Origin of the sequence: Aurantimonas marina (genome assembly GCF_017183135.1) — a bacterium.
Lineage (GTDB): Bacteria > Pseudomonadota > Alphaproteobacteria > Rhizobiales > Rhizobiaceae > Aurantimonas > Aurantimonas marina.
The window spans coordinates 439,170-464,845 of sequence record NZ_JADDXW010000001.1 but is presented as its reverse complement, the minus strand read 5'-3'; the positions used below and the strand labels follow the sequence as shown (position 1 = coordinate 464,845).

19 protein-coding genes are annotated in these 25,676 nt (G+C 65.7%); 18 read left to right on the top strand and 1 reads right to left on the bottom strand.

Going from position 1 to position 25,676, the window contains the following annotated elements; genetic code table 11:
- Positions 1–20 precede the first annotated feature (20 nt).
- Positions 21–653 carry a hypothetical protein gene (locus ING15_RS02185; protein WP_206453116.1) on the bottom strand — a complete coding sequence of 211 codons (633 nt, stop codon included), beginning with the start codon at positions 651–653 and terminating at the stop codon, positions 21–23.
- Positions 654–767: 114 nt separating this feature from the next.
- Between ING15_RS02185 and ING15_RS02180 the strand changes: the two genes are divergently transcribed.
- The 18 genes from ING15_RS02180 (at position 768) to glgB (ending at position 25,648) form a co-directional block, all read left to right on the top strand.
- Positions 768–1,244 carry an urease accessory protein UreE gene (locus ING15_RS02180; RefSeq protein WP_206453115.1) on the top strand — a complete coding sequence of 159 codons (477 nt, stop codon included), beginning with the start codon at positions 768–770 and terminating at the stop codon, positions 1,242–1,244.
- On the top strand, positions 1,241–1,984 hold the full coding sequence (locus ING15_RS02175) for an urease accessory UreF family protein (RefSeq protein ID WP_206453114.1): 744 nt from the start codon (positions 1,241–1,243) through the stop codon (positions 1,982–1,984). The genes ING15_RS02180 and ING15_RS02175 overlap by 4 nt, the downstream gene beginning before the upstream one ends.
- Positions 1,981–2,613 (top strand): urease accessory protein UreG, encoded by a 633-nt coding sequence (gene ureG, locus ING15_RS02170; RefSeq protein ID WP_206453113.1) that lies wholly within the window; start codon positions 1,981–1,983, stop codon positions 2,611–2,613. The genes ING15_RS02175 and ureG overlap by 4 nt, the downstream gene beginning before the upstream one ends.
- Positions 2,610–3,947, top strand: coding sequence for an 8-oxoguanine deaminase (locus tag ING15_RS02165; protein WP_206453112.1), 1,338 nt, complete (start codon positions 2,610–2,612; stop codon positions 3,945–3,947). Before ureG ends, ING15_RS02165 begins: the two co-directional genes overlap by 4 nt.
- Before the next feature lie 181 nt (positions 3,948–4,128).
- A complete protein-coding gene (gene uraH / locus ING15_RS02160; RefSeq protein ID WP_206453111.1) occupies positions 4,129–4,497 on the top strand; it encodes a hydroxyisourate hydrolase in 369 nt (122 codons plus the stop codon).
- Positions 4,497–5,984 (top strand): xanthine dehydrogenase small subunit, encoded by a 1,488-nt coding sequence (gene xdhA / locus ING15_RS02155; RefSeq protein ID WP_206453110.1) that lies wholly within the window; start codon positions 4,497–4,499, stop codon positions 5,982–5,984. The genes uraH and xdhA overlap by 1 nt, the downstream gene beginning before the upstream one ends.
- Positions 5,984–8,380: a xanthine dehydrogenase molybdopterin binding subunit gene (gene xdhB / locus ING15_RS02150; protein ID WP_206453109.1), complete on the top strand. Its 2,397-nt coding sequence runs from the start codon at positions 5,984–5,986 to the stop codon at positions 8,378–8,380. The genes xdhA and xdhB overlap by 1 nt, the downstream gene beginning before the upstream one ends.
- Complete coding sequence (xdhC, locus tag ING15_RS02145; protein ID WP_206453108.1) at positions 8,377–9,252, top strand: xanthine dehydrogenase accessory protein XdhC; 876 nt, start codon at positions 8,377–8,379, stop codon at positions 9,250–9,252. The genes xdhB and xdhC overlap by 4 nt, the downstream gene beginning before the upstream one ends.
- Positions 9,249–10,805: an ABC transporter ATP-binding protein gene (locus ING15_RS02140; protein WP_232845492.1), complete on the top strand. Its 1,557-nt coding sequence runs from the start codon at positions 9,249–9,251 to the stop codon at positions 10,803–10,805. Before xdhC ends, ING15_RS02140 begins: the two co-directional genes overlap by 4 nt.
- Entirely contained in the window at positions 10,805–11,956 is a 1,152-nt protein-coding gene (locus ING15_RS02135; protein ID WP_206453107.1) for an ABC transporter permease, read from the top strand. The genes ING15_RS02140 and ING15_RS02135 overlap by 1 nt, the downstream gene beginning before the upstream one ends.
- On the top strand, positions 11,953–12,879 hold the full coding sequence (locus tag ING15_RS02130) for an ABC transporter permease (protein WP_206453106.1): 927 nt from the start codon (positions 11,953–11,955) through the stop codon (positions 12,877–12,879). The genes ING15_RS02135 and ING15_RS02130 overlap by 4 nt, the downstream gene beginning before the upstream one ends.
- Before the next feature lie 84 nt (positions 12,880–12,963).
- Entirely contained in the window at positions 12,964–14,010 is a 1,047-nt protein-coding gene (locus ING15_RS02125; protein ID WP_206453243.1) for a BMP family ABC transporter substrate-binding protein, read from the top strand.
- Positions 14,011–14,190: 180 nt separating this feature from the next.
- Entirely contained in the window at positions 14,191–15,459 is a 1,269-nt protein-coding gene (locus ING15_RS02120; protein WP_206453105.1) for a urate hydroxylase PuuD, read from the top strand.
- A complete protein-coding gene (gene guaD, locus ING15_RS02115) occupies positions 15,456–16,850 on the top strand; it encodes a guanine deaminase (RefSeq protein WP_206453104.1) in 1,395 nt (464 codons plus the stop codon). The genes ING15_RS02120 and guaD overlap by 4 nt, the downstream gene beginning before the upstream one ends.
- Positions 16,851–16,975: 125 nt before the next feature.
- On the top strand, positions 16,976–17,824 hold the full coding sequence (locus ING15_RS02110; RefSeq protein WP_206453103.1) for a fumarylacetoacetate hydrolase family protein: 849 nt from the start codon (positions 16,976–16,978) through the stop codon (positions 17,822–17,824).
- A gap of 211 nt (positions 17,825–18,035) precedes the next feature.
- Positions 18,036–20,072, top strand: a complete 2,037-nt coding sequence (locus ING15_RS02105) for an alpha-1,4-glucan--maltose-1-phosphate maltosyltransferase (RefSeq protein WP_206453102.1) — start codon at positions 18,036–18,038, stop codon at positions 20,070–20,072.
- A gap of 27 nt (positions 20,073–20,099) precedes the next feature.
- Positions 20,100–23,426, top strand: coding sequence for a maltose alpha-D-glucosyltransferase (gene treS, locus ING15_RS02100; RefSeq protein ID WP_206453101.1), 3,327 nt, complete (start codon positions 20,100–20,102; stop codon positions 23,424–23,426).
- Positions 23,423–25,648 (top strand): 1,4-alpha-glucan branching protein GlgB, encoded by a 2,226-nt coding sequence (glgB, locus tag ING15_RS02095; protein WP_206453100.1) that lies wholly within the window; start codon positions 23,423–23,425, stop codon positions 25,646–25,648. Before treS ends, glgB begins: the two co-directional genes overlap by 4 nt.
- Positions 25,649–25,676: the final 28 nt, after the last annotated feature.

Genomic DNA, 25,676 nt, shown 5'->3' with positions numbered 1-25,676 from the left:
CGACTGATACACCTGTCGGCTCAGTCCCCGAAAAGGCCGCTGGCGCTGTCATGGACGGCGACGCGATAGCCGGCGGCAAGGGCGTCGACGCTGGGTTTCGGCGTGACCACCGTGAGCAGGCCGCCGGAGAGTTCGCCGACGTGGTCGTAGCCTCCGGGGCTCCAGCGCAGCAGGCGGCGCTTCCAAATCAGCCATGGCGCGCCGTCGATCAGCACGAAGGCGCCGTCCGGGATGTCCGCGGCCGCCTTCGTATGATGCACCTGCTTGCGCAGCCGCGGTTTTATCCGATGGGCGTGGAGCGCTTCATCCATGGCGTTGGCCGTGGGCGGTGCGTCGAGACAATGGGCCGTCGCCCAAGCGGTGCGGTAGGCGTTGAAATCCGCGCGGCGGCACTCCGCGCAAGGGCGATGGCCGCCCGCCAGCGCCGTCGCTTCGTCGAGAAAGAACAATTCGGTATAGCGGCCCGGCGTCATCGGCGTGCGCTTTCGACCGCGAAAGGCGAGTGTGCAGGCGATCCAGGCCTTGTGCTTCCAGCGGCTCCGGCCGAGTTCTCGGTTGCCATCATGGAGGATGCCGCGATTGCCCATCAGCGTGCCCCGCGCCGGGTCGGCGATGATCTCGCCCAGCGGCGTCACGCGGTTTTGCAGCGGCATGGTCGCTCCTCATGGTTTGCCCGTGGTAGAGGGCTGGCAGCTTGCTCGTCGCGGCCGTATCCTTGCCGCGAAGGCGACAGGGCGCGCGTAAGCGTGTGGAAGCAGGAAGATAGAATGATCGTTGGCACCTCGGTCAAGCGCGCGGGCGAATGGACGGACGCCGCCGACACCATCACCCTCGATGAGACGGCGCGGCATCGCCGGCGCATGGCGATGGTCTCCGACGACGGCCTCGTCTTCCTGCTCGATCTGCCCGAGGCGACCCTGCTCAGGGACGGCGACGCGATCTTGCTCGACGACGGCCGGTCGGTCGCGGTGCGGGCCAAGCCCGAAGACCTCTACGAGATTCGCGGCAAGGACGCCCGGCATCTGCTTGCGCTCGCCTGGCAGATCGGCAACCGCCATCTGCCGGCACAGCTTCTCGGCGATTCCATCCTGATCCGCCGGGACCCGGTTATCCGCGAGATGCTGTCCGGCCTTGGCGCTACAATCACCGACATCGAGGCCGGGTTCGACCCCGAAGGCGGAGCCTACGAGGCGCACGGCCATGATCACGCCCATGAGCCTTCGGCCGAGACGGCAATCCGGTGAATAAAATCGCGTCCTCGACGACGCCGCAGGCGGCGGGTGTGGCGGGCGAAGCCGCCACCGCGCACCTTCCGCAATTATTGACGTTGTTTTCGCCGGCGTTTCCGATCGGTGGTTTCGCATGGTCGCACGGATTGGAGACGGCGGTCGCGGAAGGGCTGCTCGCCGACGCTGATGGCGTGGCCGACTGGATCGCGGTGCTGCTCGACCGGGGCAGCGGCTGGAACGATTGTCTGTTGCTTACCGAGGCGTGGCGGGCCGCCAGGGACGATGACGCCGCCCGGCTTGCCGCCGTGGCCGAACTGGCGCTGGCGCTGGCCGGAAGCGCCGAACGGCGCGCCGAGACACTGGCGCTCGGAACCGCTTTCGCGGAGGCATCGCGGCCGTGGCTCGATGCGTCCAGGCAGGGTTGGGAGGTCGGGGGACGTCAGGATGATAGCGCGGCCGCACCTTACCCCGTCGCGGCGGGGCATCTCGCAGCCAGCGCCGGACTGCCCTTGGCTGACACGCTGCTCGGCTACTCGCACGGTTTCGCGGCCTCGCTCGTCTCGGCTGCCGTGCGTCTGGTTCCGCTGGCCCAGAGCGACGCGGTTCGGGTCCTGCGGCGGCTGGAACCGGTCCTTCAGGCGACGGGCGAACGCGCCGCGCGATCGACGCTGGACGATCTGGGTTCGGCGGCGCTAGGGTCCGACATCGCCGCACTGCGGCATGAAACGCTCCGAACGAGGCTCTTTCGGTCATGATCCACACAAACGGCCCGCTCAGGGTCGGCATCGGCGGCCCGGTCGGCTCCGGCAAGACGACGCTGGTCGAGAAGCTCTGCAAGGCGGCGCGCGAGACATGGTCGATCGGGGTCGTCACCAACGACATCTACACGCGCGAGGACGCCGAGGCGCTGGTGCGGCTGCAGGCGCTCGCCTCCGACCGCATCATCGGGGTCGAGACCGGCGGCTGCCCGCACACCGCAATCCGTGAGGATGCCTCGATCAACATCGCCGCGATCCGCGATTTGCGGGCGCGGCATCCGGACCTCGATCTGGTGCTGGTGGAATCGGGCGGCGACAATCTCGCCGCGACCTTTTCGCCGGACCTCGTCGATCTGTCGATCTACGTCATCTCGGTCTGTCAGGGCGACGATATCCCGAGGAAAGGCGGGCCGGCGATCAGCCGCTCGGACCTGCTCGTCATCAACAAGACCGATCTGGCGCCTCATGTCGGGGCCGATCTGGAGCGGATGCGGACCGACGCGGCCAGCGCGCGCGGCGAGCGGGCGACGCTGTTCGCCGACCTGTCGCGCGCCAAGGGCGTCGGCGACATTCTCGCCTTTCTCGCCGCTAAGGGCGGGCTGCCGGCGGTCGAGTCCGCCGCGTGACAAGGCTTTGGCTGAAGCAGCCGCTCGCGGTCCTTGCCGACGGCGCGGCCGGCGGGGTCGTTATCGCGGACGGGCGGATCGTCGAACTCGTGCCTTCGGGCGGCGCGCCCTCCGGGCCGGTCGACGCGGTCTTCGACGCCTCGCGGCATGTCGTTCTGCCGGGGCTGATCAACACCCACCACCATTTCTACCAGACGCTGACGCGGGCGCATCCGGCGGCGATCGACAAGGAACTGTTTCCGTGGCTGACCAGCCTCTACCCGATCTGGGCGCGTCTCGATCCGGAGAGCTTCCGCCTGTCGGTGCGGCTGGCGCTGACCGAGCTGCTGCTGTCGGGCTGCACGACCGCCGCGGACCATCACTACCTGTTTCCGGACGGGCTGGAGAGTGCCATCGACATCGAGGCCGAGGAGGCGGCGGGACTTGGCATTCGCGTCACATTGAGTCGCGGCTCGATGGACCTGTCGAAAAAGGATGGCGGCCTGCCGCCCGATAGCGTCGTTCAGGACAAGGACGACATCCTCGCCGACAGCGAACGGCTGATCGGCCGCTATCATGACCCGTCAGATGGCGCGATGACGCAGATCGCGCTGGCGCCCTGTTCGCCCTTCTCGGCGACCAAGAGCCTGATGATGGAGAGCGCGGCGCTGGCCGACGCGCATGATTGCCGACTGCACACCCATCTCGGCGAAACCGAGGACGAGAACGCCTTTTGCGAAGCGACCTTCGGTTGCCGGCCGCTCGACTATCTGGAAGACGTCGGCTGGCTCGGGCCGCGCACCTGGCTCGCCCACGGCATACATTTCACCACCGAGGAATGCCGGCGCCTCGGCGCGCACAAGGTCGGCGTCTGCCATTGCCCGACCTCGAACGCGGTGCTGGCCTCGGGCTCTTGTCCGGTCAACGAATTGCTGGCTGCCGGCGCGCCGGTCGGGCTGGGCGTCGATGGTTCGGCCTCGAACGACGCCTCGAACCTGATCGAGGCGGCGCGCCACGCGCTGATGGTCGGTCGCCTGAACTATCGCTCGGCGGAGGCGATGACCGCCCGCGATGTCTTGGCCATGGCAACCGAAGGCTCGGCGGCCTGTCTCGGCCGCACCGACATCGGCCGTCTCGACGTGGGACGGCAGGCCGATCTTGCGCTGTTCACCCTCGACGAATTGCGCTTTTCCGGCGCGCATGATCCGATCGCGGCGCTGGTCCTGTGCGGCGCCACGCGGGCCGACCGGGTGATGGTGAAGGGCGAATGGCGCGTCCTCGACGGCCGTCCGGTCGGTGTCGACCTGGCCCGGCTCAGGGCCGAACATGGCGAGGCGGCCCGGCGTTTCGGCTGATGTCGCGTATCGGGTATCCGGGTGCGCGGCGAAGCGAGGTGCGTAGGGCGAGGACCGCGTCACGCTTTTCATCGGCTGGGGGCATGTGCTGGAAGCAGCCGGATGCTTTCCGCTTTACGCCGCCGCTTCCGGCGTTGCAGAATGCTTGACCGAATGGTCAAAAACGACGGAAAGAGCCCGAATGTCCGAACCGACCGACGCCCGGCTGACGACCCATGTGCTCGACACCAGTCTCGGCCGGCCGGCCGCTGGTATCGCGGTGACGCTGTGGCGGCTCGGGTCCGATGGCGGACGGCAGAAGGTGGCGGACGCCGTCACCAATTCGGACGGGCGCTGCGACGCGCCGCTGATGGCTGGCGATGATTTCGCGGTCGGCGAATACGAACTCGTCTTCGCGGCCGGCGCCTATTTCGACACGACGGGCCGGGACCTGCCGGAGCCGAAATTCCTCAGCGACGTTGTTATCCGCTTCGGCATCGCCGACAGGACGCATTATCATGTGCCGCTGCTCATTTCGCCCTTCGGCTATTCGACCTACCGGGGCAGCTGATGACCGCTCATGACGCCCCACGGCCGATCCGCTTCATCCTCAATGGCGAGGAGCGCAGTGTCGCGGGCGTCAGACCGACGACGACGATCCTCGATTATCTGCGCCGGACAGAACGGCTGACCGGCACCAAGGAGGGCTGCGCGGAGGGCGACTGCGGCGCCTGCACCGTCTTGATCGCCGAGTCGGACGGCGACGGCGGGCTTTCGCGTCGGGCGGTCAATGCCTGTATCCAGTTCCTTCCCTCGCTGAATGGCCGGGCGATCGAAACGGTGGAACATATCGGCCGCGACGGAGCCCACCCGATCCAGACGGCGATGGTGGAAAAGCACGGCAGCCAATGCGGCTTCTGCACGCCCGGCTTCGTCATGCAGCTTTATGCCGGCTGGCTCACCGGCGCGATCTCGGACCGCCAGTCGGTCAAGGATCTGATCGCCGGCAATCTCTGCCGCTGTACCGGCTATGGGCCGATCGTTGAAGCGGGGTTGGAACTCTGCGCGGTGCCGCTGCCCGATACGGCGAGGGAGGATGCGGCGCTCGCCGCTCGCCTGACCGAGATGGAAGGCGGCGACGTCTTCGCCTATCAGGCCGACGGCCATCGCTGGTTTGCGCCGACCAATGTCGATGACCTCGCCGATACCTATGCCGCGCATCCGGATGCGGTGCTGGTCGCGGGAGCAACCGATGTCGGGCTGTGGGTGACGAAACAGCATCGCGAGTTGCCGACGATCATCGACGTCAGCCACGTCCGCGACCTCCAGGTGATCGAGGAAGCGGCCGGCCGGGTCTTTATCGGGGCCGGCGTCACCCATCGCCGGGCCTTCGACATACTGGCGGGTATGCACGCCGATCTCGGCGAGATGCTGCGCCGCTTCGCCGGCTGCCAGATCCGCAACGCCGGCACGGTCGGCGGCAATATCGCCAACGGCTCGCCGATCGGCGACCTGCCGCCCTGCCTGATCGCCCTCGACTCGCGGCTGCATGTGCGCCATGGCGAGACGGCCCGCGCGATCGACCTTGAGGATTTTTTCATCGCCTATGGTCGCCAGGACCGGGCGAAGGGCGAGTTCGTCGCCGCGGTCGAGGTGCCCCGGCTGGAGCCGAACCAGCGTTTCTTCGCGCACAAGATATCCAAACGCTTCGATTCCGACATTTCCGCCGTCATGGCGGCGTTCCGCCTGACCTTCGACGGCGATATGATCGCGGAGGCGCGGCTGGCCTTTGGCGGCATGGCTGAAACGCCCAAGCGCGCGGCGAAGGCCGAGGCCGCGCTTGTTGGCCAGCCATTGGACGAGGCGGCGGTCGAAGCTGCGGTCGTCGCGCTGGCCGAGGACTTCACTCCGCTGACCGACATGCGCGCCTCGGCCGCCTACCGGCTGAAGATGGCGCGGAACCTGTTGCGGCGGTTTTATCTCGACCAGCGGGGCGGCGTGCGAACTCGGATCGAGGATGTTGCGGCAAATGCGACCGCTCTCGGCGAGGTTGCGTGATGGATGAAACCCGCATCCAGGATCGCGGCGCCGCCGGTGAACCCGCGCTCGAAACGCTCGGCGTACGGCCGCCGACGGAGGAGCGCGCGATCCAGGGCGGTGTTCGGACGGCGCTCGCCCATGACAGCGGCGGCAAGCACGTCTGCGGCGCCGCGCGCTATGTCGACGACGATCCGGAACTGCCGGGAACGCTACAAATCTATATCGCCATGTCCGAGCGGGCCCATGCCCGCATCGCCAGCATGAATCTCGACGCCGTGCGGTCGGCGCCGGGCGTTGTGGCCGTTTTGACGGCCGCGGACATTCCCGGCCAGAACGACTATTCGCCGGTGTTCGGCGACGATCCGATCTTCCCGGTCGACACGGTCGACTATGTGGGGCAGCCGCTGTTTGCGGTCGCCGCCGAGACGGAAGCGGCCGCGCGGGCAGCGGTCAAACACGCGAGGATCACCTACGAGGATTTGCCGGCGGCGATCGGCATTGATGCGGCGATCGCCTTCGCCGACGCGGCCGGTGAAGACCTGCTTCCCGTCCACGAGATGAATCTCGGCAACGTGAAGGCGGCGCTCGACGTTGCGCCACGCCGGGTCAAGGGCCGTGTCGAGGTCGGCGGCCAGGACCATTTCTATCTGGAAGGCCAGATCGCCTATGCGATCCCGCAGGAGGACGGCGACGTTCTGGTGCGCTCGTCGACCCAGCACCCCTCCGAGGTCCAGCACAATGTCGCCAAGATGCTGGGCGTGCCTGACCACGCCGTGACCGTCGAGGTGCGGCGGATGGGCGGCGGCTTTGGAGGCAAGGAAAGCCAGCCGGCGCTGTTTGCCTCGGTCGCCGCGCTGGCGGCGATCAAGACCGGCCGCCCCGCGAAGTGCCGGCTCGACCGCGACGATGACATGGTGATGACCGGCAAGCGCCACGAAATGCGGATCGACTACGATTTCGGTTTCGACGCGGACGGGCGGATCGCCGCCGTCGACTTCCAGCATTTCGTGCGCTGCGGCTATTCGAAGGATCTGTCGGCGGCGATCGCCGACCGGGCGATGTTTCACGCCGACAACGCCTATGCACTGCCCGCCGCCCGCATCCGTTCGCGGCGGCTGAAGACCCACACGGTATCGAATACCGCGTTTCGCGGTTTCGGCGGGCCGCAGGGCATGGCCGGAATCGAGCGCGCCGTCGACCACATCGCCTTCGAGACGGGGCTCGACCCGCTCGACGTCAGGAAGCGCAACTTCTACCCTGCCGAGGAGCCGGCTCTGACGCCCTATCATATGCCGGTGACCGACTCGGTGATCGGCGAGATCGTCGCGGAACTGGAAGCCTCCTCGGATTACCGCGCAAGGCGCGAGCGGGTGACGGCCTTCAATACCGACAACCCGGTCCTCAAAAAGGGCTTGGCGCTGACGCCGGTCAAATTCGGCATCTCCTTCACCACCGCCCATCTCAACCAGGCCGGCGCGCTCGTCCATGTCTACAAGGACGGCTCGGTACATCTCAATCACGGCGGCACGGAGATGGGGCAGGGACTGTTCACCAAGGTCGCGCAGGTGGTCGCCGAGGAATTCCAGATCGATATCGACCGGGTGAAGATCACCGGCACGACCACGGCCAAGGTGCCGAACACGTCGGCGACCGCCGCCTCCTCCGGCTCGGACCTCAACGGCATGGCGGCGCAGGCCGCCGCCCGGACGATCAAGGACCGGCTGATCGACTATGCCGCCGAGCGGTACAAGGTACCGAAGGACCAGGTCGTCTTCGAGGCCAACCGGGTACGGATCGGCAATGACGAAAAGCGCTTTTCCGATCTCGTCGGCGAAGCCTATCTCGCCCGCATTTCGCTGTCCTCGACCGGTTTCTATGCAACGCCCGGCATCGCTTACGACCGCGAAAGCGCGCGCGGCACGCCGTTCTACTATTTCGCTTATGGAGCAGCCTGTTCCGAGGTCGTCATCGACACGCTGACCGGCGAATACCGCCTGCTGCGCGCTGACATTCTGCACGACGTCGGCCAGTCGCTGAATCCGGCGATCGACCTCGGCCAGATCGAGGGCGGCTTCATCCAGGGCATGGGCTGGCTGACCATGGAAGAGCTGTGGTGGGACGATGCGGGGCGGCTCAAGACCCACGCGCCGTCGACCTACAAGATTCCGACCGCCAACGACCGCCCGGACGATTTTCGCGTGGCGATCTGGGACAAGGGCGAGAACCGCGCGCCGACGGTCTACCGCTCCAAGGCGGTCGGCGAGCCGCCCCTGATGCTAGCGATTTCGGTGTTCTCGGCGTTGACCGACGCGGTTATCGCGGCGGGAGACGGCAAGGTCTTTCCCGATTTCGACGCGCCAGCGACGCCGGAGCGGGTGCTTGCCGCGGTCGAACAGGTGCGAGGCACCGGATGAGCATCGTCGCCGCCCTTAGCACCGCATTCGCCGCCGAAGAGCCATCGGTGTTCGTCACGATCACCCGCGCGCTCGGCTCGACGCCCCGCGAGACGGGGGCCGTGATGCTGGTGACGCCATCGGCCTTGGCGGGGACAATCGGCGGCGGGCGGCTCGAATTCGATGCCATCGAGCGGGCGCGGGCGATGCTGGTTTCCGGCGAGACCGAGGCGGCGATGGACGTCCCACTCGGACCCGCGATCGGCCAGTGCTGCGGCGGGCGGGTGGAGCTGTCGCTGCGCTTGGCGGACGAAGTGCTGCTGTCGGAACTGAAGACGCTCGAGGCGCGCGAGGAGGCGGCGCGGCCGCTGGTGCTGATCTTCGGCGCGGGTCACACCGGACGGGCGCTCGCCGCCGCCCTGGCGCCACTGCCGCTGCGCGTGCGCCTCGTCGACAGCCGGCCCGAGACGCTGGCTGGCCTGCCCGAGGCGGTCGAGACGGTTGCCGCCGCGCTGCCGGAAGCCGAGGTCGCCGCCGCTCCCGCCGGTACGGCGTTTGTGGTGATGACCCACGCGCATTCGCTGGATTTCCTGATTGCCGCCGCCGCTCTGGCGCGGGGCGACGCCGCCTATGTCGGCCTGATCGGCTCGGCGACAAAGCGCGAGCGGTTCCGCCGCTATCTGGCGGAGGACGGGCGGGATGCCGACATCGCCCGCCTGACGCTGCCGATCGGCGGGGCCGCGCTGCATGACAAGCGCCCCGCGGTGATCGCCGCCCTGACGGCGGCGGAGCTGGCCGTCTGCCTGCTTTCCGATCAACAGGAAAAGCTGATTGATCGCTTTGCAGGGCGGAACGGGCGATGCCATAGTGCCGAGGTGAGATCAACGGGATGACCCACATCGACATGGCGCCGCGCCTGCAGCTCTCCGGCATCACCAAGCGCTTCCCCGGCGTCGTCGCGAACGATCAGGTGTCGTTCTCAGTGGCGCCCGGCGAGATTCACGCGCTGCTGGGCGAGAACGGCGCCGGCAAGTCGACGCTGGTGAAGATCATCTACGGTGTGCAGAAGGCCGACGTCGGTGCGATCGCCTTTGACGGGGCGCCGGTCGCGATCGCCTCGCCGCGCGAGGCGCGCGCGCTCGGCATCGGCATGGTGTTCCAGCATTTCTCGCTGTTCGAGGCGATGACAGTATTGGAGAATATCGCACTCGGGATGGACAATCCGCCGCCGCGCCGGGAACTGGAAGCGGCGATCCGGGAGGTGCTGGCCTCCTACGACCTGACACTCGATCCGCATCGCGTCGTCCACACGCTGTCGGTCGGCGAACGGCAGCGGATCGAGATCGTCAGGGCGCTGTTGCAGCGGCCGAAGCTTCTGATCATGGATGAGCCGACCTCGGTCCTGACTCCGCAGGAAGTCGGGCAGCTGTTCGAGACGCTGCGCCGCCTCGCCCGCGAGGGCTGCTCGATCCTCTATATTTCCCACAAGCTGCACGAGATCAAGGAACTCTGCGAGACGGCGACGATTCTTAGAGGCGGCAAGGTGGTGGCCACCTGCGACCCGCGCGAGGAATCGGCACGCTCGATGGCCGAACTGATGATCGGCGGCGATCTGAAGGATCTGTCCGGCAAGGACGGCAGTGTCACGGGCGAGGTCCGCTTTGCCGTGAGCGATCTGTCGGCGCCGGGCAAGCCGCCCTTCGGCACCAGCCTCAAGGACATCTCTTTCCGTGTGCGCTCCGGCGAACTGCTCGGCATCGCGGGCGTCGCCGGCAACGGCCAGAACGAACTGCTTCAGGTTCTGTCCGGCGAGCGGATGGCGGGCGTGAGCGGCAAGATCATGATCGACGGCGGCACGATCTCGAACCGTTCGGTCGGCGGTCGGCGGGCCCTCGGATTGGCGACCGTACCCGAAGAGCGTAATGGCCACGCCGCCGTGCCGGGCCTGTCGCTCACCGAGAACGCGGTCCTGTCGGCGCGGCGGCGCATGGGGCTTGCCGCCGGCGGCATCATCAAGGCCGGCGCCGCGCGCGCCTATGCCGCCTCCGTCATCGATGCCTTCTCGGTCAAGGCGACCGGACCGGGCGCCTTGGCGGGAAGTCTGTCCGGCGGCAATCTGCAGAAATTCGTGATGGGCCGCGAGATCATGCAGGACCCCGCCGTGCTCGTCGTCTCGCAGCCGACCTGGGGCGTCGACGCGGGCGCGGCCTCGTTCATCCGCCAGGCGATGATCGACCTCGCCGCCAAGGGCGCGGCGATCGTCGTCGTCAGCCAGGATCTCGACGAGCTTCTCGAACTCTGCGACCGGATCGCCGTCATCAACGAGGGGCGGCTGTCGGAGCCGATGGACGTACAGGGGATTTCCATCGAGCGGGTCGGCCTCTTGATGGGCGGCATCCACGGTGCTCACGGGGACGACCACGCCGGCGCCGAGAGGGCCGCCTGATGGCCCTCTCCTTCGAGCCCCGCCGGGAGCCGAGCCACGCCATGATGCTGGCGGCCCCGGTCATCGCCGTCGTCGCGACCCTGGTTGTGGGCGCGATCGTCTTTACGCTGCTCGGCCATGACGGCCTCAAGGCGGTCTACCAGATTTTCGTCGTGCCGCTGTTCAATCCCTATCGCTGGCAGGATCTTCTGGTGAAGGCGGCGCCGTTGGCGATCATCGCGACGGGCCTCGCCATCGGCTTTCGCGCCAACATCTGGAACATCGGTGCCGAGGGCCAGTACATCTTCGGCGGGCTCGCGGGAACCGGCATCGCGCTGATGACGCTCGATCAGGGCGGCGTCTGGGTGCTGCCCATCATGATCGCGGCAGGCGTTCTCGGCGGCATGGTCTGGGCGGGGGTGCCGGCGCTGCTCAAGACGCGGCTCAACGTCAACGAGATCCTGTCGAGCCTGATGCTCAACTACGTCGCCATCCAGTTGCTCTATTATCTGATGCGCGGCCCCTGGAAGGACCCGATGGGCTTCAACTTTCCGCAGACAGCGATGTTCTCGCCCGCGCAGACGCTGCCGATCGCCGTGCCCGGCACGTTGATCCACCTTGGCATACCGATCGCGGCGGCGCTGGCGCTGACCGCCTGGTTCCTGATGGCCCGATCGATCACCGGTTTCCAGCTCCGCGTGGTCGGGCTGGCGCCGAACGCGGCCCGCTATGGCGGTTTCAGCCAATCCTCGACCGTCTGGCTGGCGCTGCTGGTCGGGGGCGGTCTCGCCGGGCTTGCCGGCGTCCTGGAAGCCTCCGGCCCGTTTGGCCAGATGGTGCCGCAGTTTCCGACCGGCTACGGCTATACGGCGATCATCGTCGCCTTTTTGGGACGGCTCAATCCGCTCGGCATCCTCATCGCCGCGCTGGTGCTCGCATTGACCTATGTCGGCGGCGAGAGCGCCCAGACGACGATCGGCCTGCCGTCCGCGGCCGCCAGCGTGTTCCAGGCGATGATGCTGTTCTTCCTGCTCGCGACCGATTTGCTGGTGCGCTACCGGTTCGTCATGCGACGCAAGGCCGGCGGGACGCCGCCAGCCGCTCCGGTCACGGCAAACAACGCGAGTCCGTTGCCGGAGACGCGACGCATCGAGGCGGAGGCGGCGACATGACCACGGCGCTGTTCATCTCCATCCTGATGACCATCGCCGCCGCAGCGACGCCGCTCTTGATCGCCGCTCTCGGTGAACTGGTGGTCGAGAAATCCGGCGTCCTCAATCTCGGCGTCGAGGGCATGATGCTGATCGGCGCGGTCACCGGCTTCGCCATCGCGTACACGACCGGAATTCCCACGCTTGGCGCGTTGGCGGCGATGGCCGCAGGCGCCACGGCGTCGCTGATCTTCGCGGCCTTGACGCTCAGCCTGATGGCCAATCAGGTGGCGACCGGCCTCGCCCTGACCATCTTCGGGACGGGCGTCTCGGCGCTCCTGGGCGCGCCCTATGTGGGCATCACCACGGCGACGCTCGGACCGATCTTTCCCGCCGCGCTCGCGAGCGATCCCATTGGACGGGTGATCTTCGGCCATTCGCCGCTGGTCTATCTCGGGCTCGTGCTGGCCCTTGCGATCTGGTGGTTCCTGAAGCACAGCCGGGCGGGGCTGATCCTGCGCGCAGTGGGCGAGAGCGACAGCGCCGCCCACGCGATCGGCTATCCCGTCCTCAAGGTGCGCTATCTCGCTGTCCTGTTCGGCGGCGCCATGGCCGGACTTGCCGGCTCCTATTATTCGCTGGTGTTGACGCCGATGTGGGCGGAGCGGCTGACCGCCGGCCGCGGCTGGATCGCCATCGCGCTCGTCGTCTTCGCCTCATGGCGGCCGGGGCGGCTGGTGCTCGGCGCCTATCTGTTCGGCGCGGTCATCACGCTGGAGTTGCAGGCCAAGGCCGCCGGCTTCAATCTGTTCGCGCCGGAATTTCTTGCCAGCCTGCCCTATCTGGCAACCATCCTCGTCCTGGCCATCATTTCGGCCGGCAAGGGAAACGTCCGAACCGCTGCGCCGGCCTGCCTTGGCCAGCCGTTCCGGGCGAGCGCCTGATCAACCACAACCCCAACCACCCCAAGGAGTCCCGCGATGTTCAACACCACCCGACGCCGATTGATGGCGGGCGCCGTTGCCCTGATGGGGCTGGCCGCGTTCAGCTTCCCCGTTGCCGCACAGGACGGCGAGAAGATGGACAAGGTGAAGGCCGCGTTCGTCTATGTCGGCCCGGTCGGCGATTTCGGCTGGACCTTTGCCCACGATCAGGGCCGCAAATATCTGGAGGAGCAGCTCGGCGACAAGGTCGAGACGACCTATGTCGAAAACGTCGCCGAGGGGCCGGACGCCGAGCGGGTCATCCGCCAGCTCGCCCAGGACGGCAACGATATCGTCTTCACCACCTCCTTCGGCTTCATGAACCCGACCATCAAGGTCGCCAAGCAGTTCCCGGACGTGAAGTTCGAGCACGCGACCGGCTACCAGACCGGCTCCGACAATATGGGCCTCTACAATTCGCGCTTCTACGAGGGCCGCGCGGTGCTCGGCACGATCGCGGGCATGATGTCAAAGAGCGGCAAGGCCGGCTACATCGCCTCCTTCCCGATCCCCGAAGTGGTGATGGGCATCAACGCCTTCACGCTGGCGGCGCGGGCGGTGAATCCGGATTTCGAGACTCAGGTGGTCTGGGTCAACTCCTGGTATGATCCCGCCAAGGAGGCCGACGCCACCAAGGCGCTGCTCAGTCAGGGCGCCGACGTCATCACCCAGCACACGGATTCGCCGGCACCGCTGCAGGCCGCCGAGCAGGGAGGCGCGATCGCCTTCGGCCAGGCCTGGGACATGACCAGCTTCGCGCCCAACGCCCACATGACCGCGATCGTCGACCAGTGGGGGCCCTATTACGTCAACCGGGTACAGGCGATGCTCGACGGCACCTGGAAGGCCGACAATGTCTGGCTCGGCATGAAGGACGGCGAGGTCGAGATGGCGCCCTTCAACGACAAGATGCCCGCCGACGTGAAGGAAGCCGCCCAGAAGATCGTCGATGAGACCAAGGCCGGCACCTATGAGGTCTTCACCGGGCCGATCAAGGACCAGTCGGGCGAGGTCAAGGTCCAGGAAGGCGAGACAATGCCGGATGAAGACCTTCTGAAGATGGACTGGTATGTCGAGGGCGTGAAGAGCTGAGGCACGGCGTTCTCAAGCGGCGGACGACATTGTAAGGGGCGCTTCGGCGCCCCTTGCCGACAACGAACCCAACAGGCTCGCGCCTTCCCCGTCTCCTGAACGGCGGGCGCAAGACAGCCTTGATCGAGACCCATCAGGAGGCGCCGCGACAAGGGGGCTGCGCTTCGAGGCAACTGGCGAATGTGGACCTATTTCTCCGAATGGCTGAGCTTCGCCGTGCGCTGGCTGCACGTCGTCACCGCCATCGCCTGGGTCGGCTCGTCCTTCTATTTCATCGCGTTGGATCTCGGCTTGCGCAAACCGCGAACGCTCCCGGAGGGTGTCGGCGGTGAAGCCTGGCAGGTGCATGGCGGTGGCTTCTACCATCTGCGGAAATACACAGTCGCGCCGCCGGCGATGCCGGAAGATCTGACCTGGTTCAAATGGGAGAGCTATTCCACCTGGTTGTCCGGTTTCGCCCTGCTTGTCCTGGTCTATTACCTCGGCGCCAACCTCTATCTGATCGATCCCGAGAAGGCCGACCTGCCGGTGTGGGGTGCAACCGCGATCGGCATTGGCGGGCTGGCGCTCGGCTGGCTGGTCTATGACGCGCTGTGCAAATCGCCGCTGAAGAAGAACGACACGGCCTTGCTCGCCGTCCTGTTCGTCTATGTGGTCGCGGCGAGTTTCCTGTTCTCGGAGGTTTTCTCGGGCCGCGGTGCGATGCTCCACACCGGCGCGATGATCGCGACGCTAATGACCGCCAACGTGTTCTTCATCATCATCCCCAACCAGACGATCGTCGTCGCCGACCTCAAGGCGGGCCGCACGCCCGAGCCACGGCTCGGCCAGGAGGCCAAGCAGCGCTCGCTGCACAACAACTACCTGACATTGCCGGTCATCTTCCTGATGCTGTCGAACCATTATCCGCTGGCCTTCGCGACGGAGTGGAACTGGGTGATCGCCGGGCTGGTGCTTTTGATCGGCGCGGTCATCCGGCACTTCTTCAACACGATGCACGCGACCGGCCGGCAGCTCTGGTGGTGCTGGGCGGTTGCCGGTGTGCTCTTCGCCGCCGTGATCACCCTGTCGGGAGTGCCGGGCTGGCGGGCCGAGGCAACGCCCGGTGAGGGCGCGGAAACATCGCGCCAGTGGGAGGGTGATCCGGCCGTCGCGCTCGCCGCCTCGCCGCACTTCGCCGACGCGGAATCGATCATCCTGTCGCGCTGCTCGATGTGCCACGCCAGCGAGCCGCTGTGGCCGGGCCTCGCGACGGCGCCGAAGGATATCCGCCTGGAAAGCGGCGACGACATCATCCATTACGCCTCGCTGATCGAGCGCCAGGCCGTGCGCAGCGACGCCATGCCGCCCGGCAACATCACCGGCCTGGAACCCGCCGAACGCGAGATCCTGGCGGCGTGGATCGCGTCCGGCTCCGGCCGCTATGTCGCCGAAGGCGGGCGACCGTGACTCGCGCCGGCGGCTGCCTCGCGATCCGGGGACGGTTGCTCTGGTTCGACGCCGATCCGGCGGAGGAAGGCGAGGGGGCGGCGGTCCGTTACATCGCGGACGGGCTCGTCGTCGTCGACAAGGGCATCATCCGCCAAGTCGGCGAAGCGTCCACGCTGCTCGCCCGCTTGCGACCCGAAACGCCGGTCGTCGATCATCGCCCGCATCTGGTGATGCCGGGCTTCATCGACCCGCATCTGCACATGCCGCAGACCCAGGTGATCGCCTCCTACGGCACCGAGCTGATGGAATGGCTGGCGAAATACACTTTTCCCGAGGAGAGCCGCTACGGTGACCCGGCGGTGGCGGCCGACAGTGCGCGGTTCCTCCTCGACGAGCTTCTGGCGAGCGGCACGACGACGGCCGGCGTCTATTGCACCACGCATCCGGAAAGCGTCGACGCGTTCTTCACCGAGTCCGCGTGGCGAAGCCTGCGCATGGTCGCCGGCAAGATGATGATGGACCGGGGCGCGCCGCCGGCACTGCTCGACACCGCCGAGACCGGCTATCATCAGTCCAAGACGCTGATCCGCAAATGGCATGGCAAGGGCCGGCTCGACTACGCCATCACGCCGCGTTTCGCGCCGACCTCGAGCGACGCGCAACTGGAGGCCTGCGAGGCGCTGGCGGTCGAGCATCCCGACCTCCACATCCAGACCCATCTTTCCGAGAACGCGGCCGAGATCGCCTTCGTCCGGGAGGCATTCCCCTGGTCGAAGGACTATACGGAAGTCTACGAGCGCTTCGGCCTCGTCCGGCCCAAGGCGCTGTTCGGCCACTGCATCCATTTGTCGCAGCGTGAGCGCGCGGCGCTCGCCAAAAAGGGCGCGACGGCCGTGTTCTGTCCGACCTCGAACCTATTTTTGGGCTCGGGACTGTTCGACCTTGCCGCCGCGCGTGCCGCCGGCATCAAGGTGGGGCTTGCGACCGACATCGGCGGCGGCACCAGCTATTCGATGCTGCGGACGGCGGCCGAGGCCTACAAGGTGCTGGCGCTGCAGGGGCAGAAACTGCCCGCCTTCGACGCCTTCCATATGCTGACCGCCGGCAATGCCGCTGCGATGGGGCTCGACAACCGGATCGGACGGATGGCGCCGGGACTCGAGGCCGATCTCGTCGTCCTCGACACCGGGTCGACATCGGCCATGCGCCGGCGCATGGCGCGGGTCGAGACGCTGGAGGAAGAGCTGTTCGCGCTGATGATCCTCGGCGACGAGCGCGCCACCGTCGCGACCTATGCGCATGGCCTCCGCGTCCATGACCGCGCGGCGGCGCGGACCAAGCCGTTGCCGTCGCGCGCCGACCATGCGCCTCTGACAGGCTCAAGGCAGGCGGGCGAAGCGGCGCAATAGCCGCTGAATTCCGTGAAAATCGCCCGCCCACCGCGACAAACGCATCTCGGCGGCTATCTGCCTTGCGGACAAGGGCGGCTGCGTTCAACGACGCAGTCCGACGCCGACAAGCGATGGAGAGGCGAATGCGACTGGTACGATATGGCGAGAGCGGCGCGGAAAAACCGGGTCTCATCGATAACGAGAATGTCCTGCGCGATTTGTCGGAGGAGATCGCCGACATTGCCGGCGAGGCACTCTCCCGGGCCGGGCTGGAGCGGCTGCGCGCGCTCAATCCCAAGGGCTTGGCCAAAGTGGACCCGTCACATCGCATCGGCCCACCGGTCGGACGGGTCGGGAACTTCATCGCCGTGGGGCTCAACTATGCCGACCACGCCAAGGAGTCCGGGATGGAGATCCCGGCGGAGCCGATCCTGTTCAATAAGGCGCCGTCCTCGATCGTCGGGCCGCATGACGACGTGATCGTTCCCAAGGGCTCGGACCGGCTCGACTGGGAGGTCGAGATCGCCATCGTGATCGGCGAGGAGGCGCTCTATGTGTCGGAAGATGAGGCGATGGACCACGTCGCCGGCTTTTGCCTGTGCAACGACATCTCCGAGCGCACCTTCCAGACGCAGCGCGGCGGCCAGTGGATGAAGGGCAAGAGCGCGCCCAGCTTCGGTCCGCTCGGCCCCTGGCTGGTCACGCCCGATGCGCTCGGCGACCCGCAGACGGTCGATCTTTGGCTCGACGTCAATGGCGAGCGCATGCAGACCGGTTCGACCGCGACCATGATTTTTCCGATCAAGACGCTCGTTTCCTACATCTCGCAATTCATGCGCCTGATGCCGGGCGACGTGATCATCACCGGGACGCCGCCCGGCGTCGGCATGGGCATGAAGCCGGAGCGCTACCTGAAGCCCGGCGACATCATCACGCTGGGCGGCCAGGGCTTGGGGGAGCAACGCCAGACGGTACGGGCTTTCGCGGGGTAAGCCGTGCCCGGATCGGTCGCGCTCGCCGGGTTCACGGGAACAACCTTCCCGTTCCGGCCTTTAATCTACCGAACGGGCGTTTCGCATTCCGTATCGGTGGCCGAGGCTGGACATGGGGCAAAGGTTTCCTATCCCTTAAAGTGCGAGAGGTGTCTCGCCGGAGCGTTCGCCGCGCATCGTCTTTCCTGACTATTGAACCTGAAGGCCGTCCATGGACAGACCCGTCGCCGCAATCCGCAAGCCGAAGAGAGCCTCGAAATCCAAGGATCTTGGGAGCGAAGCCAGGCTCATGGCGCTGGCCGGAAACCGCATCGCCATCGAGGGCGTCGCGCCGGAAATCGACGGCGGACGCTTCGCGGTAAAGCGGGCCGAGCGCGAGCCGCTGGTTATTTCCGCCGATATCTTTTCCGACGGTCACGACGAAATCGCCGCGGCGGTCGTCTACGGGCCGGCGGGGGCTGAAACCTGGAAAGAGATGGCGCTCGCCTTCATCGAGAACGATCGCTGGTCGGCGGAGATCGTCTTCGACATCCCCGGCCCCTATCGTTATTCGATCATCGCCTGGCGCGACCTCTATGCGACATGGCGCGACGAGGCGACGAAGAAGCGCGACGCCGGCAAGCTCACCGACCTGGAACTGACCGAAGCGCGTGAACTCGTTAAAAACGCCGCGACCTCCGGGCGCGGGTCCAAGGCCGACCAGAAGGCGGTGGCGAAGCTTCACGACAAGCTGGAAAAGCTCAGCGTCAAGGGCGACGCCGACGGACAGTACGAGCTGATGCAGGCAGAGGCGACGATCGCGCTGCTCGAGGCCGCCGGCCACCGCACCCATCTGTCGCGCTATCACATCGATGTACCGGTGTGGGTCGACAGGACCGCGGCGGCATTCTCGGCCTGGTACGAGTTGATGCCGCGCTCGCAATCCGGCGACGTGGATCGGCACGGAACCTTCGACGACGTCATCAAGCGTCTGCCCGACATTCAGGAGATGGGCTTTGACGTTCTCTATTTCCCGCCGATCCATCCGATCGGAAGCACCAACCGCAAGGGCAAGAACAACACGCTGACGCCGGGGCCTGACGATCCCGGCAGTCCCTACGCCATCGGTTCGCAGGAAGGTGGGCACGACGCCATCCACCCCGAGCTCGGGACGTTCGAGGATTTCGCGCGTCTGGTGGAGGCGGCGAAGCAGCACGGGCTGGAGATCGCGATCGATTTCGCCATCCAGTGCTCGCCGGACCACCCCTGGATCAAGCAGCACCCGGAATGGTTCGACTGGCGGCCGGACGGAACGATCAAATTCGCCGAGAACCCGCCGAAGAAGTACGAGGACATCGTCAACGTCCATTTCTATCGCGGCGCGCTGCCGTCGATCTGGTACGAGCTGCGCGACATCGTCCTGTTCTGGCTGGACAAGGGCGTCAGGATCTTCCGCGTCGACAATCCCCACACCAAGCCGTTTCCCTTCTGGGAATGGATGATCGCCGAGGTTCGCAAGGTCGATCCGGGCGTCGTGTTCCTCGCCGAGGCCTTTACCCGGCCGAAGGTGATGAAGCGCCTTGGCAAAGTCGGCTACAACCAGTCCTATTCCTACTTCACTTGGCGCAACGCCAAGTGGGAGCTAATCGAATATCTGACCGAGCTGACGCGGACGGAAGCCGCCGAATACATGCGGCCGAACTTCTTCGTGAACACGCCGGACATCAACCCGCTCTATCTTCAGGTCAGCGGCCGGCCGGGCTTTCGCACGCGTCTTGCGCTCGCCGCGACGCTCGCGGGCAATTATGGCATCTACTCGGGTTTCGAGCTGTGCGAATTCCTCCCCGTTCCCGGGAAGGAGGAATATCTCAATTCGGAGAAATACGAGATTCGCGCCTTTGATTGGAAGGCCGAGGGCAACATTCGTGACGACATCGCCTTCTTCAATCGGCTGCGCCGCTCCGAGAAGGCGATGCAGGATTTCCGCAACCTCGCCTTCTACAATTTCCACAACGACAACATCCTGTACTACGGGAAGCGGACGGCCGACCTTTCCTCCTTTCTGCTCTTTGCCGTCACCCTCGATCCGCACGCCCCCCAGGGCGGCCATTTCGAGGTGCCCCTCTGGGAGTTCGGGCTGCCTGACGACGGGTCCGTCATGGTCGAGGACATGGTGACTGAGCAGAGCTTCGCCTGGAACGGCAAGGTTCAGCATTGGTGGATGAACCCGCGCGACCGGCCCTACGCCGTCTTCAAGATATCCCGCTGACACCCCAACGCCGGAAGCTGCACCAACATGAACGAGCAAGTCTCCATCGCTCCTAGCGAGCCGTCCCAAGGCCCCGATCCCGAGGCCGCGGACTGGTACAAGGACGCGATCATCTACCAGCTGCACGTCAAGACCTTTGCCGATTCCAATGGTGACGGGATCGGCGACTTTCCGGGTTTGCTGGATCGCCTCGACTACGTTCAGGAACTCGGTGTCACGGCGATCTGGCTGTTGCCGTTCTATCCCTCGCCGCTGCGCGACGATGGTTACGACATCGCCGACTATCGCTCCGTCAATCCATCCTACGGCGAACTGGAGGATGTCGAGCGACTGATCGAAGAAGCCCATAAGCGCGGCCTGCGGGTGATCACCGAGCTGGTCATCAACCACACCTCCGACCAGCATCCCTGGTTTAAGGCGGCGCGCAACGCGCCGAAGGGCTCGCCCGAGCGCGATTTCTATGTCTGGGCCGACGACGACGAGGGCTACGACCAGACCCGTATCATTTTTCTGGACACGGAGACCTCGAACTGGACCTGGGACTCGGTGGCGGGGCAGTATTTCTGGCACCGCTTCTATTCGCACCAGCCGGATCTGAACTTCGACAATCCGAAGGTGCTGGAGGAAGTGCTGTCGGTCATGCACTTCTGGTTGGACAAGGGCGTCGACGGGCTGCGGCTTGACGCGATCCCCTATCTGGTCGAGCGGGAGGGCACCAACAATGAGAACCTGCCGGAGACCCACGACGTTCTGAAGGCGATCCGCGCCGACCTCGACAAGCACTACCCCGATCGGATGCTTCTGGCCGAGGCCAATCAGTGGCCGGAGGACACGCAGCCCTATTTCGGCGACGGCGACGAGTGCCACATGGCGTTCCACTTCCCGCTGATGCCACGCATGTACATGGCGTTGGCGCAGGAAGACCGGCATCCGGTCACCGACATCATGCGGCAGACCCCCGAAATCCCCGAAAACTGCCAATGGGCGATCTTCCTGCGCAACCATGATGAGCTGACGCTGGAAATGGTGACCGAGGAAGAACGCGACTACCTCTGGTCGACCTACGCAACGGATACGCGTGCGCGCATCAATCTGGGCATCCGTCGGCGACTGGCGCCGCTGATGGGCAACGACCGGCGCAAGGTAGAACTCCTCAACGCTCTGTTGATGTCGATGCCGGGAACACCGACCGTTTATTACGGCGACGAGATCGGCATGGGCGACAATTACTATCTCGGCGACCGCGACGGTGTGCGCACGCCGATGCAATGGTCGGCCGATCGCAATGGCGGCTTTTCCCGTGCCGACCCGCAACGGCTGTATCTGCCGGTGATTCAGGACCCGATCTACGGCTATCAGGCGATCAATGTCGAAGCCCAGTCGAACCATCCGTCCTCGCAGCTCAACTGGATGCGGCGGTTGATCCAGGTGCGGCGGACCAAGGAGGCCTTCGGCCGAGGCGAGATCACCTTCCTTTATCCGTCGAACCGGAAGATCCTTGCCTATCTGCGCGAGTATGGCGGCGAGCGCGTATTGTGCGTCGCCAATTTGTCGAGTTCGGCCCAGGCGGTGGAACTGGACCTCTCCGATTACGCGGGCGCGACGCCGGTCGAGATGCTCGGGCTCTCGGTGTTTCCGACGGTGGGGCAGGGTACCTACGTCCTCACGCTACCCGCCTACGGATTCTTCTGGTTCGACTTGGCCGCGTCCAGCCGCGACTCCGCCGAACCGACGCCGCTGCCCGCGTTTTCGACGATCGTCGCAGCCGGTGACCTCCAGGGTACGATCAACGCCCGCAATCAGCGCGAGATGGAATCCGTGCTGCCGGACTTCATCGTCGGTCAACGCTGGTTTGCCGGAAAGTCCGAGCGGCCGCGCAGGGTTAAGGTGGAGGTGCTTGGTCCTCCGACATCTGAATCCCGGCGCCATTTGCTTACTGAGCTGGTCGTCGAAACGGCGGATGGCGAACAGCGGTATCTGATGCCGCTCAGTGCCAAATGGGGCGAGGGCAATCTCCACCATCAGGCGCCGATGCTGCCCTACACGCTGATGAAGATCCGTCAGGGGCCGCGGATTGGCGCGGTCATCGACGGTGCTCGCGATCCCGATCTCGCCAAGCTGGTGGTCGCCATGATTGCCCAGGGCAAGACGATCGATCTCCCTGGCGCCGCGTTAGAGATCACGGCATCGCAATCGGCGCGCGAGGCCCTGACGCGGGCCGCTGAGGTCGAGGCCGATGCCATTCATGCGCTGACCGGCGAGCAGTCGAACACCTCCCTGCAGATCGGCCAGGAGGCGATCCTGAAATTCTACCGCCGCTTGCGGGACGGCATTCAGCCGGAGCTGGAGGTCACGCGCTTCCTGACTGAAAAGACCAGCTTCGAAGCCGCCCCCGCGCTGCTCGGTTCGATCGATTTGATTCGTCATGACGGCAGCCGAACGGCCGTCGCGGCGCTGTTCGAACAAGTGCAGAATCAGGGCGACGCCTGGACGGTGGTCACCGATGCGCTGGCCCGGTATCTGCGCGATAACGCCTATAGCCAGCAGCCGACCGGCGATGAAAGCGCCGAAGTCGGCGCCCCCGGCGGCGAACCGCAGCTGGCGATCCAAATCGATCCCGGCGAGGTCATCGGTACGCGCACCGGCGAGATGCACGCCGCGCTGGCGATCAGAACCGGCGACCCGGCCTTTGATCCGGAGCCGATCGACGCGGCGGCGCTGGCCGAGATCGTCGCAGAAGCCAAGCGCGAGGCAAACGACGCGCTGACGGCCCTGTCGCGGATACAGCAGGGAGCCAGCGAGCCGGCAACCGACGGGGTCGAACGGCTGCTCGGCGCGGAAAAGGACATCCTCACCTGGTTCGACGGTTTTTCGCGCCTTGCGGAAACGACTCATCGCACGCGTATCCATGGCGATTACCATCTCGGCCAAGTGCTAGTTGCCAAGAACGACGTGGTCATCCTCGACTTCGAGGGCGAGCCGGGCCGGCCGCTCGAGGAGCGGAGGCACAAATCCTCGCCGCTCAGGGACGTCGCCGGCATGCTGCGATCGTTCGACTACGCGGCCTTCTCGGCCCGTGATAAGGCGGGTCCGGCGGACGAAGCGACGGTCGAGCGTCTGCGCGAAATGGCCGAAAGCTGGCGCGACGAGACCGCGGAGAGCTTCCTTGCCCATTGGAGTGCCGCATCCGGCATCGCGCTGGATGATCCGGCCACGGCGCAACTGCTCGATCTCTTCGTGCTTCAGAAGGCTTTCTACGAACTTCGCTACGAAGCGGCGATGCGGCCGGCCTGGCTGTCGATCCCGCTGCGCGGAATCATCGCGCTTCTCGAAAAACGACAGGTTTTGAAATGAACAAGACGGCACAGAAGAGCGCTGGAGCGGCCACGGTTGACCATCGACCGAATGAGCACGAAGCGCATGAGATCGGTCGCGGTGTGCATGGCGACCCCTTCGCGGTGCTCGGGCCGCGGCCGGTTGAGGGCGGTTCCATCGTCCGCGTCTTTCGCCCGGGGGCCGAGAAGGCGACGGTGATCGATGCCAAGGGCAAGGTTCTGGGTGAACTCGAGCGCTTCGGCCCCGCCGGCTTTCATTCCGGCGCCCTCCCCGGCCTCAAACAGGGAAGCGCCTATCGGTTGCGATACAGCCATGGCGGCGACCATTGGGAGGAAGAGGACGTCTACCGCTTCGGGACGTTGCTCGGCGAGCAGGACGTCTATCTTCTTAACGAAGGCAACCACTACCGTCTCTACGAAAAGCTCGGCGCCCATCCAACCATGATGGACGGGATTGAGGGAACGGCCTTTGCCGTCCTCGCGCCGAGCGCGCGCCGTGTGTCGGTGGTCGGCAACTTCAATTCCTGGGATGGCCGCCGCCACGTGATGCGCAAGCGTCATGAATGCGGTGTCTGGGAATTGTTCATTCCCGGTATCGGCAAGGGCGAGGTTTATAAATACGAACTGACCGGGCCGGACGGCAACATCATGCCGCTGAAGGCCGATCCGGTCGGCTTTCTGCAGGAAGCAGCGCCCTCGACCGCATCGATCGTGGAAGGGCTGGTCGAGCACGACTGGCAGGATGGCGAATTCCAGAAGCATGGCGCCGACTGGCAGGATCGCGAAAAGCCCATCTCCATCTACGAGATCCATCTCGGTTCATGGCGACGCGGCGACGAAAACAGCTTTCTCGATTACGATGCGCTGGCCGAGCAACTGGTCCCCTATGTCAAGGACATGGGCTTTACCCATGTGGAGTTCCTGCCGGTCTCCGAGCATCCCTTCTATGGCTCATGGGGCTATCAGCCGATCGGTCTTTTTGCTCCGACCTCCCGCTATGGCTCGCCCGAGGCGTTCGCCCGCCTCGTCGACGCGCTACATCAGGCCGGCATCGGCGTCCTTCTCGACTGGGTACCGGGGCATTTCCCGACCGACATTCACGGCCTCGGCCAGTTCGACGGGACGGCGCTCTACGAGCATCCTGATCCGCGCCGCGGCTTCCACAAGGACTGGGACACGCTGATCTACAATTACGGACGGCCGGAGATCGACAACTACCTGGTCGCCAACGGGCTCTACTGGCTCGACCGCTTCCATATCGACGGGCTGCGCGTCGATGCCGTCGCCTCGATGCTCTATCTCGACTATTCGCGCGAGCATGGCGAGTGGGAGCCGAACATCCATGGCGGGCGCGAGAACCTCGAGGCGATGGCGTTCCTGAAGGACACCAACGAGCGCGTCGGCGAGTATTATCCGAAGGCAACGACCCATGCCGAGGAGTCGACTGCCTTCCCCGATGTCTCCAAGCCGACCTTCGCCGGCGGCCTCGGTTTCCACTTCAAATGGAACATGGGCTGGATGCACGACACGCTCGAATTCATGTCGAAGGAGCCGGTGCATCGGCGCTATCACCATCACCAGATGACCTTCGGCATGGTCTACGCCTATTCGGAGAATTTCATCCTGCCGCTCAGCCACGATGAAGTGGTCTACGGAAAGGGCTCCTTACTCGGCAAGATGCCCGGCGACCAATGGCAGAAATTCGCCAATCTCAGAGCCTATTTCGGCTTCATGTGGACGCATCCGGGCAAGAAACTCATCTTCATGGGCGGTGAATTTGCCCAGGCCGGGGAGTGGAACCACGACCGCTCGCTCGACTGGCATCTCCTCGACAGTTCCGAGCACAAGGGCGTGCAGCGCCTGGTGCGCGACCTCAACACCATGTACCGGGAGATCCCCGCGCTCCACCAACTCGACTGCGATCCCGCCGGTTTCGAGTGGGTCGACACGTCGAATGTCGAGCAGAGCGTGATTGCCTTTCTGCGCAAGGACCGCGACGACAAGCCGGTGCTCGTCGTCTCCAACTTCACGCCGATGCCACGACACGACTACCGGATTGGCGTTCCGTCCGGCGGCAAGTGGGTGGAGCGGCTGAACACCGACGCCGAGATCTACGGCGGTTCGAATGTCGGTAATCTCGGCGGCAAGGAAGCCGAGGAACACTCGGTCCATGGCCGGCCCTATTCGGTGTCGCTGACCCTGCCGCCTCTGGCGACCATCGTGCTCGTCCAGGAGGGCTGACGCTGTGGCGCTGGTCCAGTCTTAGCCT

Bases quoted from the DNA above. Each gene is read 5' to 3' on its own strand.
- ING15_RS02185 (WP_206453116.1), bottom strand. From the start codon at position 653: ATGCCGCTGCAAAACCGCGTGACGCCGCTGGGCGAGATCATCGCCGAC.
- ING15_RS02180 (WP_206453115.1), top strand. From the start codon at position 768: ATGATCGTTGGCACCTCGGTCAAGCGCGCGGGCGAATGGACGGACGCC.
- ureG (WP_206453113.1), top strand. From the start codon at position 1,981: ATGATCCACACAAACGGCCCGCTCAGGGTCGGCATCGGCGGCCCGGTC.
- uraH (WP_206453111.1), top strand. From the start codon at position 4,129: ATGTCCGAACCGACCGACGCCCGGCTGACGACCCATGTGCTCGACACC.
- xdhA (WP_206453110.1), top strand. From the start codon at position 4,497: ATGACCGCTCATGACGCCCCACGGCCGATCCGCTTCATCCTCAATGGC.
- xdhB (WP_206453109.1), top strand. From the start codon at position 5,984: ATGGATGAAACCCGCATCCAGGATCGCGGCGCCGCCGGTGAACCCGCG.
- xdhC (WP_206453108.1), top strand. From the start codon at position 8,377: ATGAGCATCGTCGCCGCCCTTAGCACCGCATTCGCCGCCGAAGAGCCA.
- ING15_RS02140 (WP_232845492.1), top strand. From the start codon at position 9,249: ATGACCCACATCGACATGGCGCCGCGCCTGCAGCTCTCCGGCATCACC.
- ING15_RS02135 (WP_206453107.1), top strand. From the start codon at position 10,805: ATGGCCCTCTCCTTCGAGCCCCGCCGGGAGCCGAGCCACGCCATGATG.
- ING15_RS02130 (WP_206453106.1), top strand. From the start codon at position 11,953: ATGACCACGGCGCTGTTCATCTCCATCCTGATGACCATCGCCGCCGCA.
- ING15_RS02125 (WP_206453243.1), top strand. From the start codon at position 12,964: ATGGGGCTGGCCGCGTTCAGCTTCCCCGTTGCCGCACAGGACGGCGAG.
- ING15_RS02120 (WP_206453105.1), top strand. From the start codon at position 14,191: ATGTGGACCTATTTCTCCGAATGGCTGAGCTTCGCCGTGCGCTGGCTG.
- ING15_RS02110 (WP_206453103.1), top strand. From the start codon at position 16,976: ATGCGACTGGTACGATATGGCGAGAGCGGCGCGGAAAAACCGGGTCTC.
- ING15_RS02105 (WP_206453102.1), top strand. From the start codon at position 18,036: ATGGACAGACCCGTCGCCGCAATCCGCAAGCCGAAGAGAGCCTCGAAA.
- treS (WP_206453101.1), top strand. From the start codon at position 20,100: ATGAACGAGCAAGTCTCCATCGCTCCTAGCGAGCCGTCCCAAGGCCCC.
- glgB (WP_206453100.1), top strand. From the start codon at position 23,423: ATGAACAAGACGGCACAGAAGAGCGCTGGAGCGGCCACGGTTGACCAT.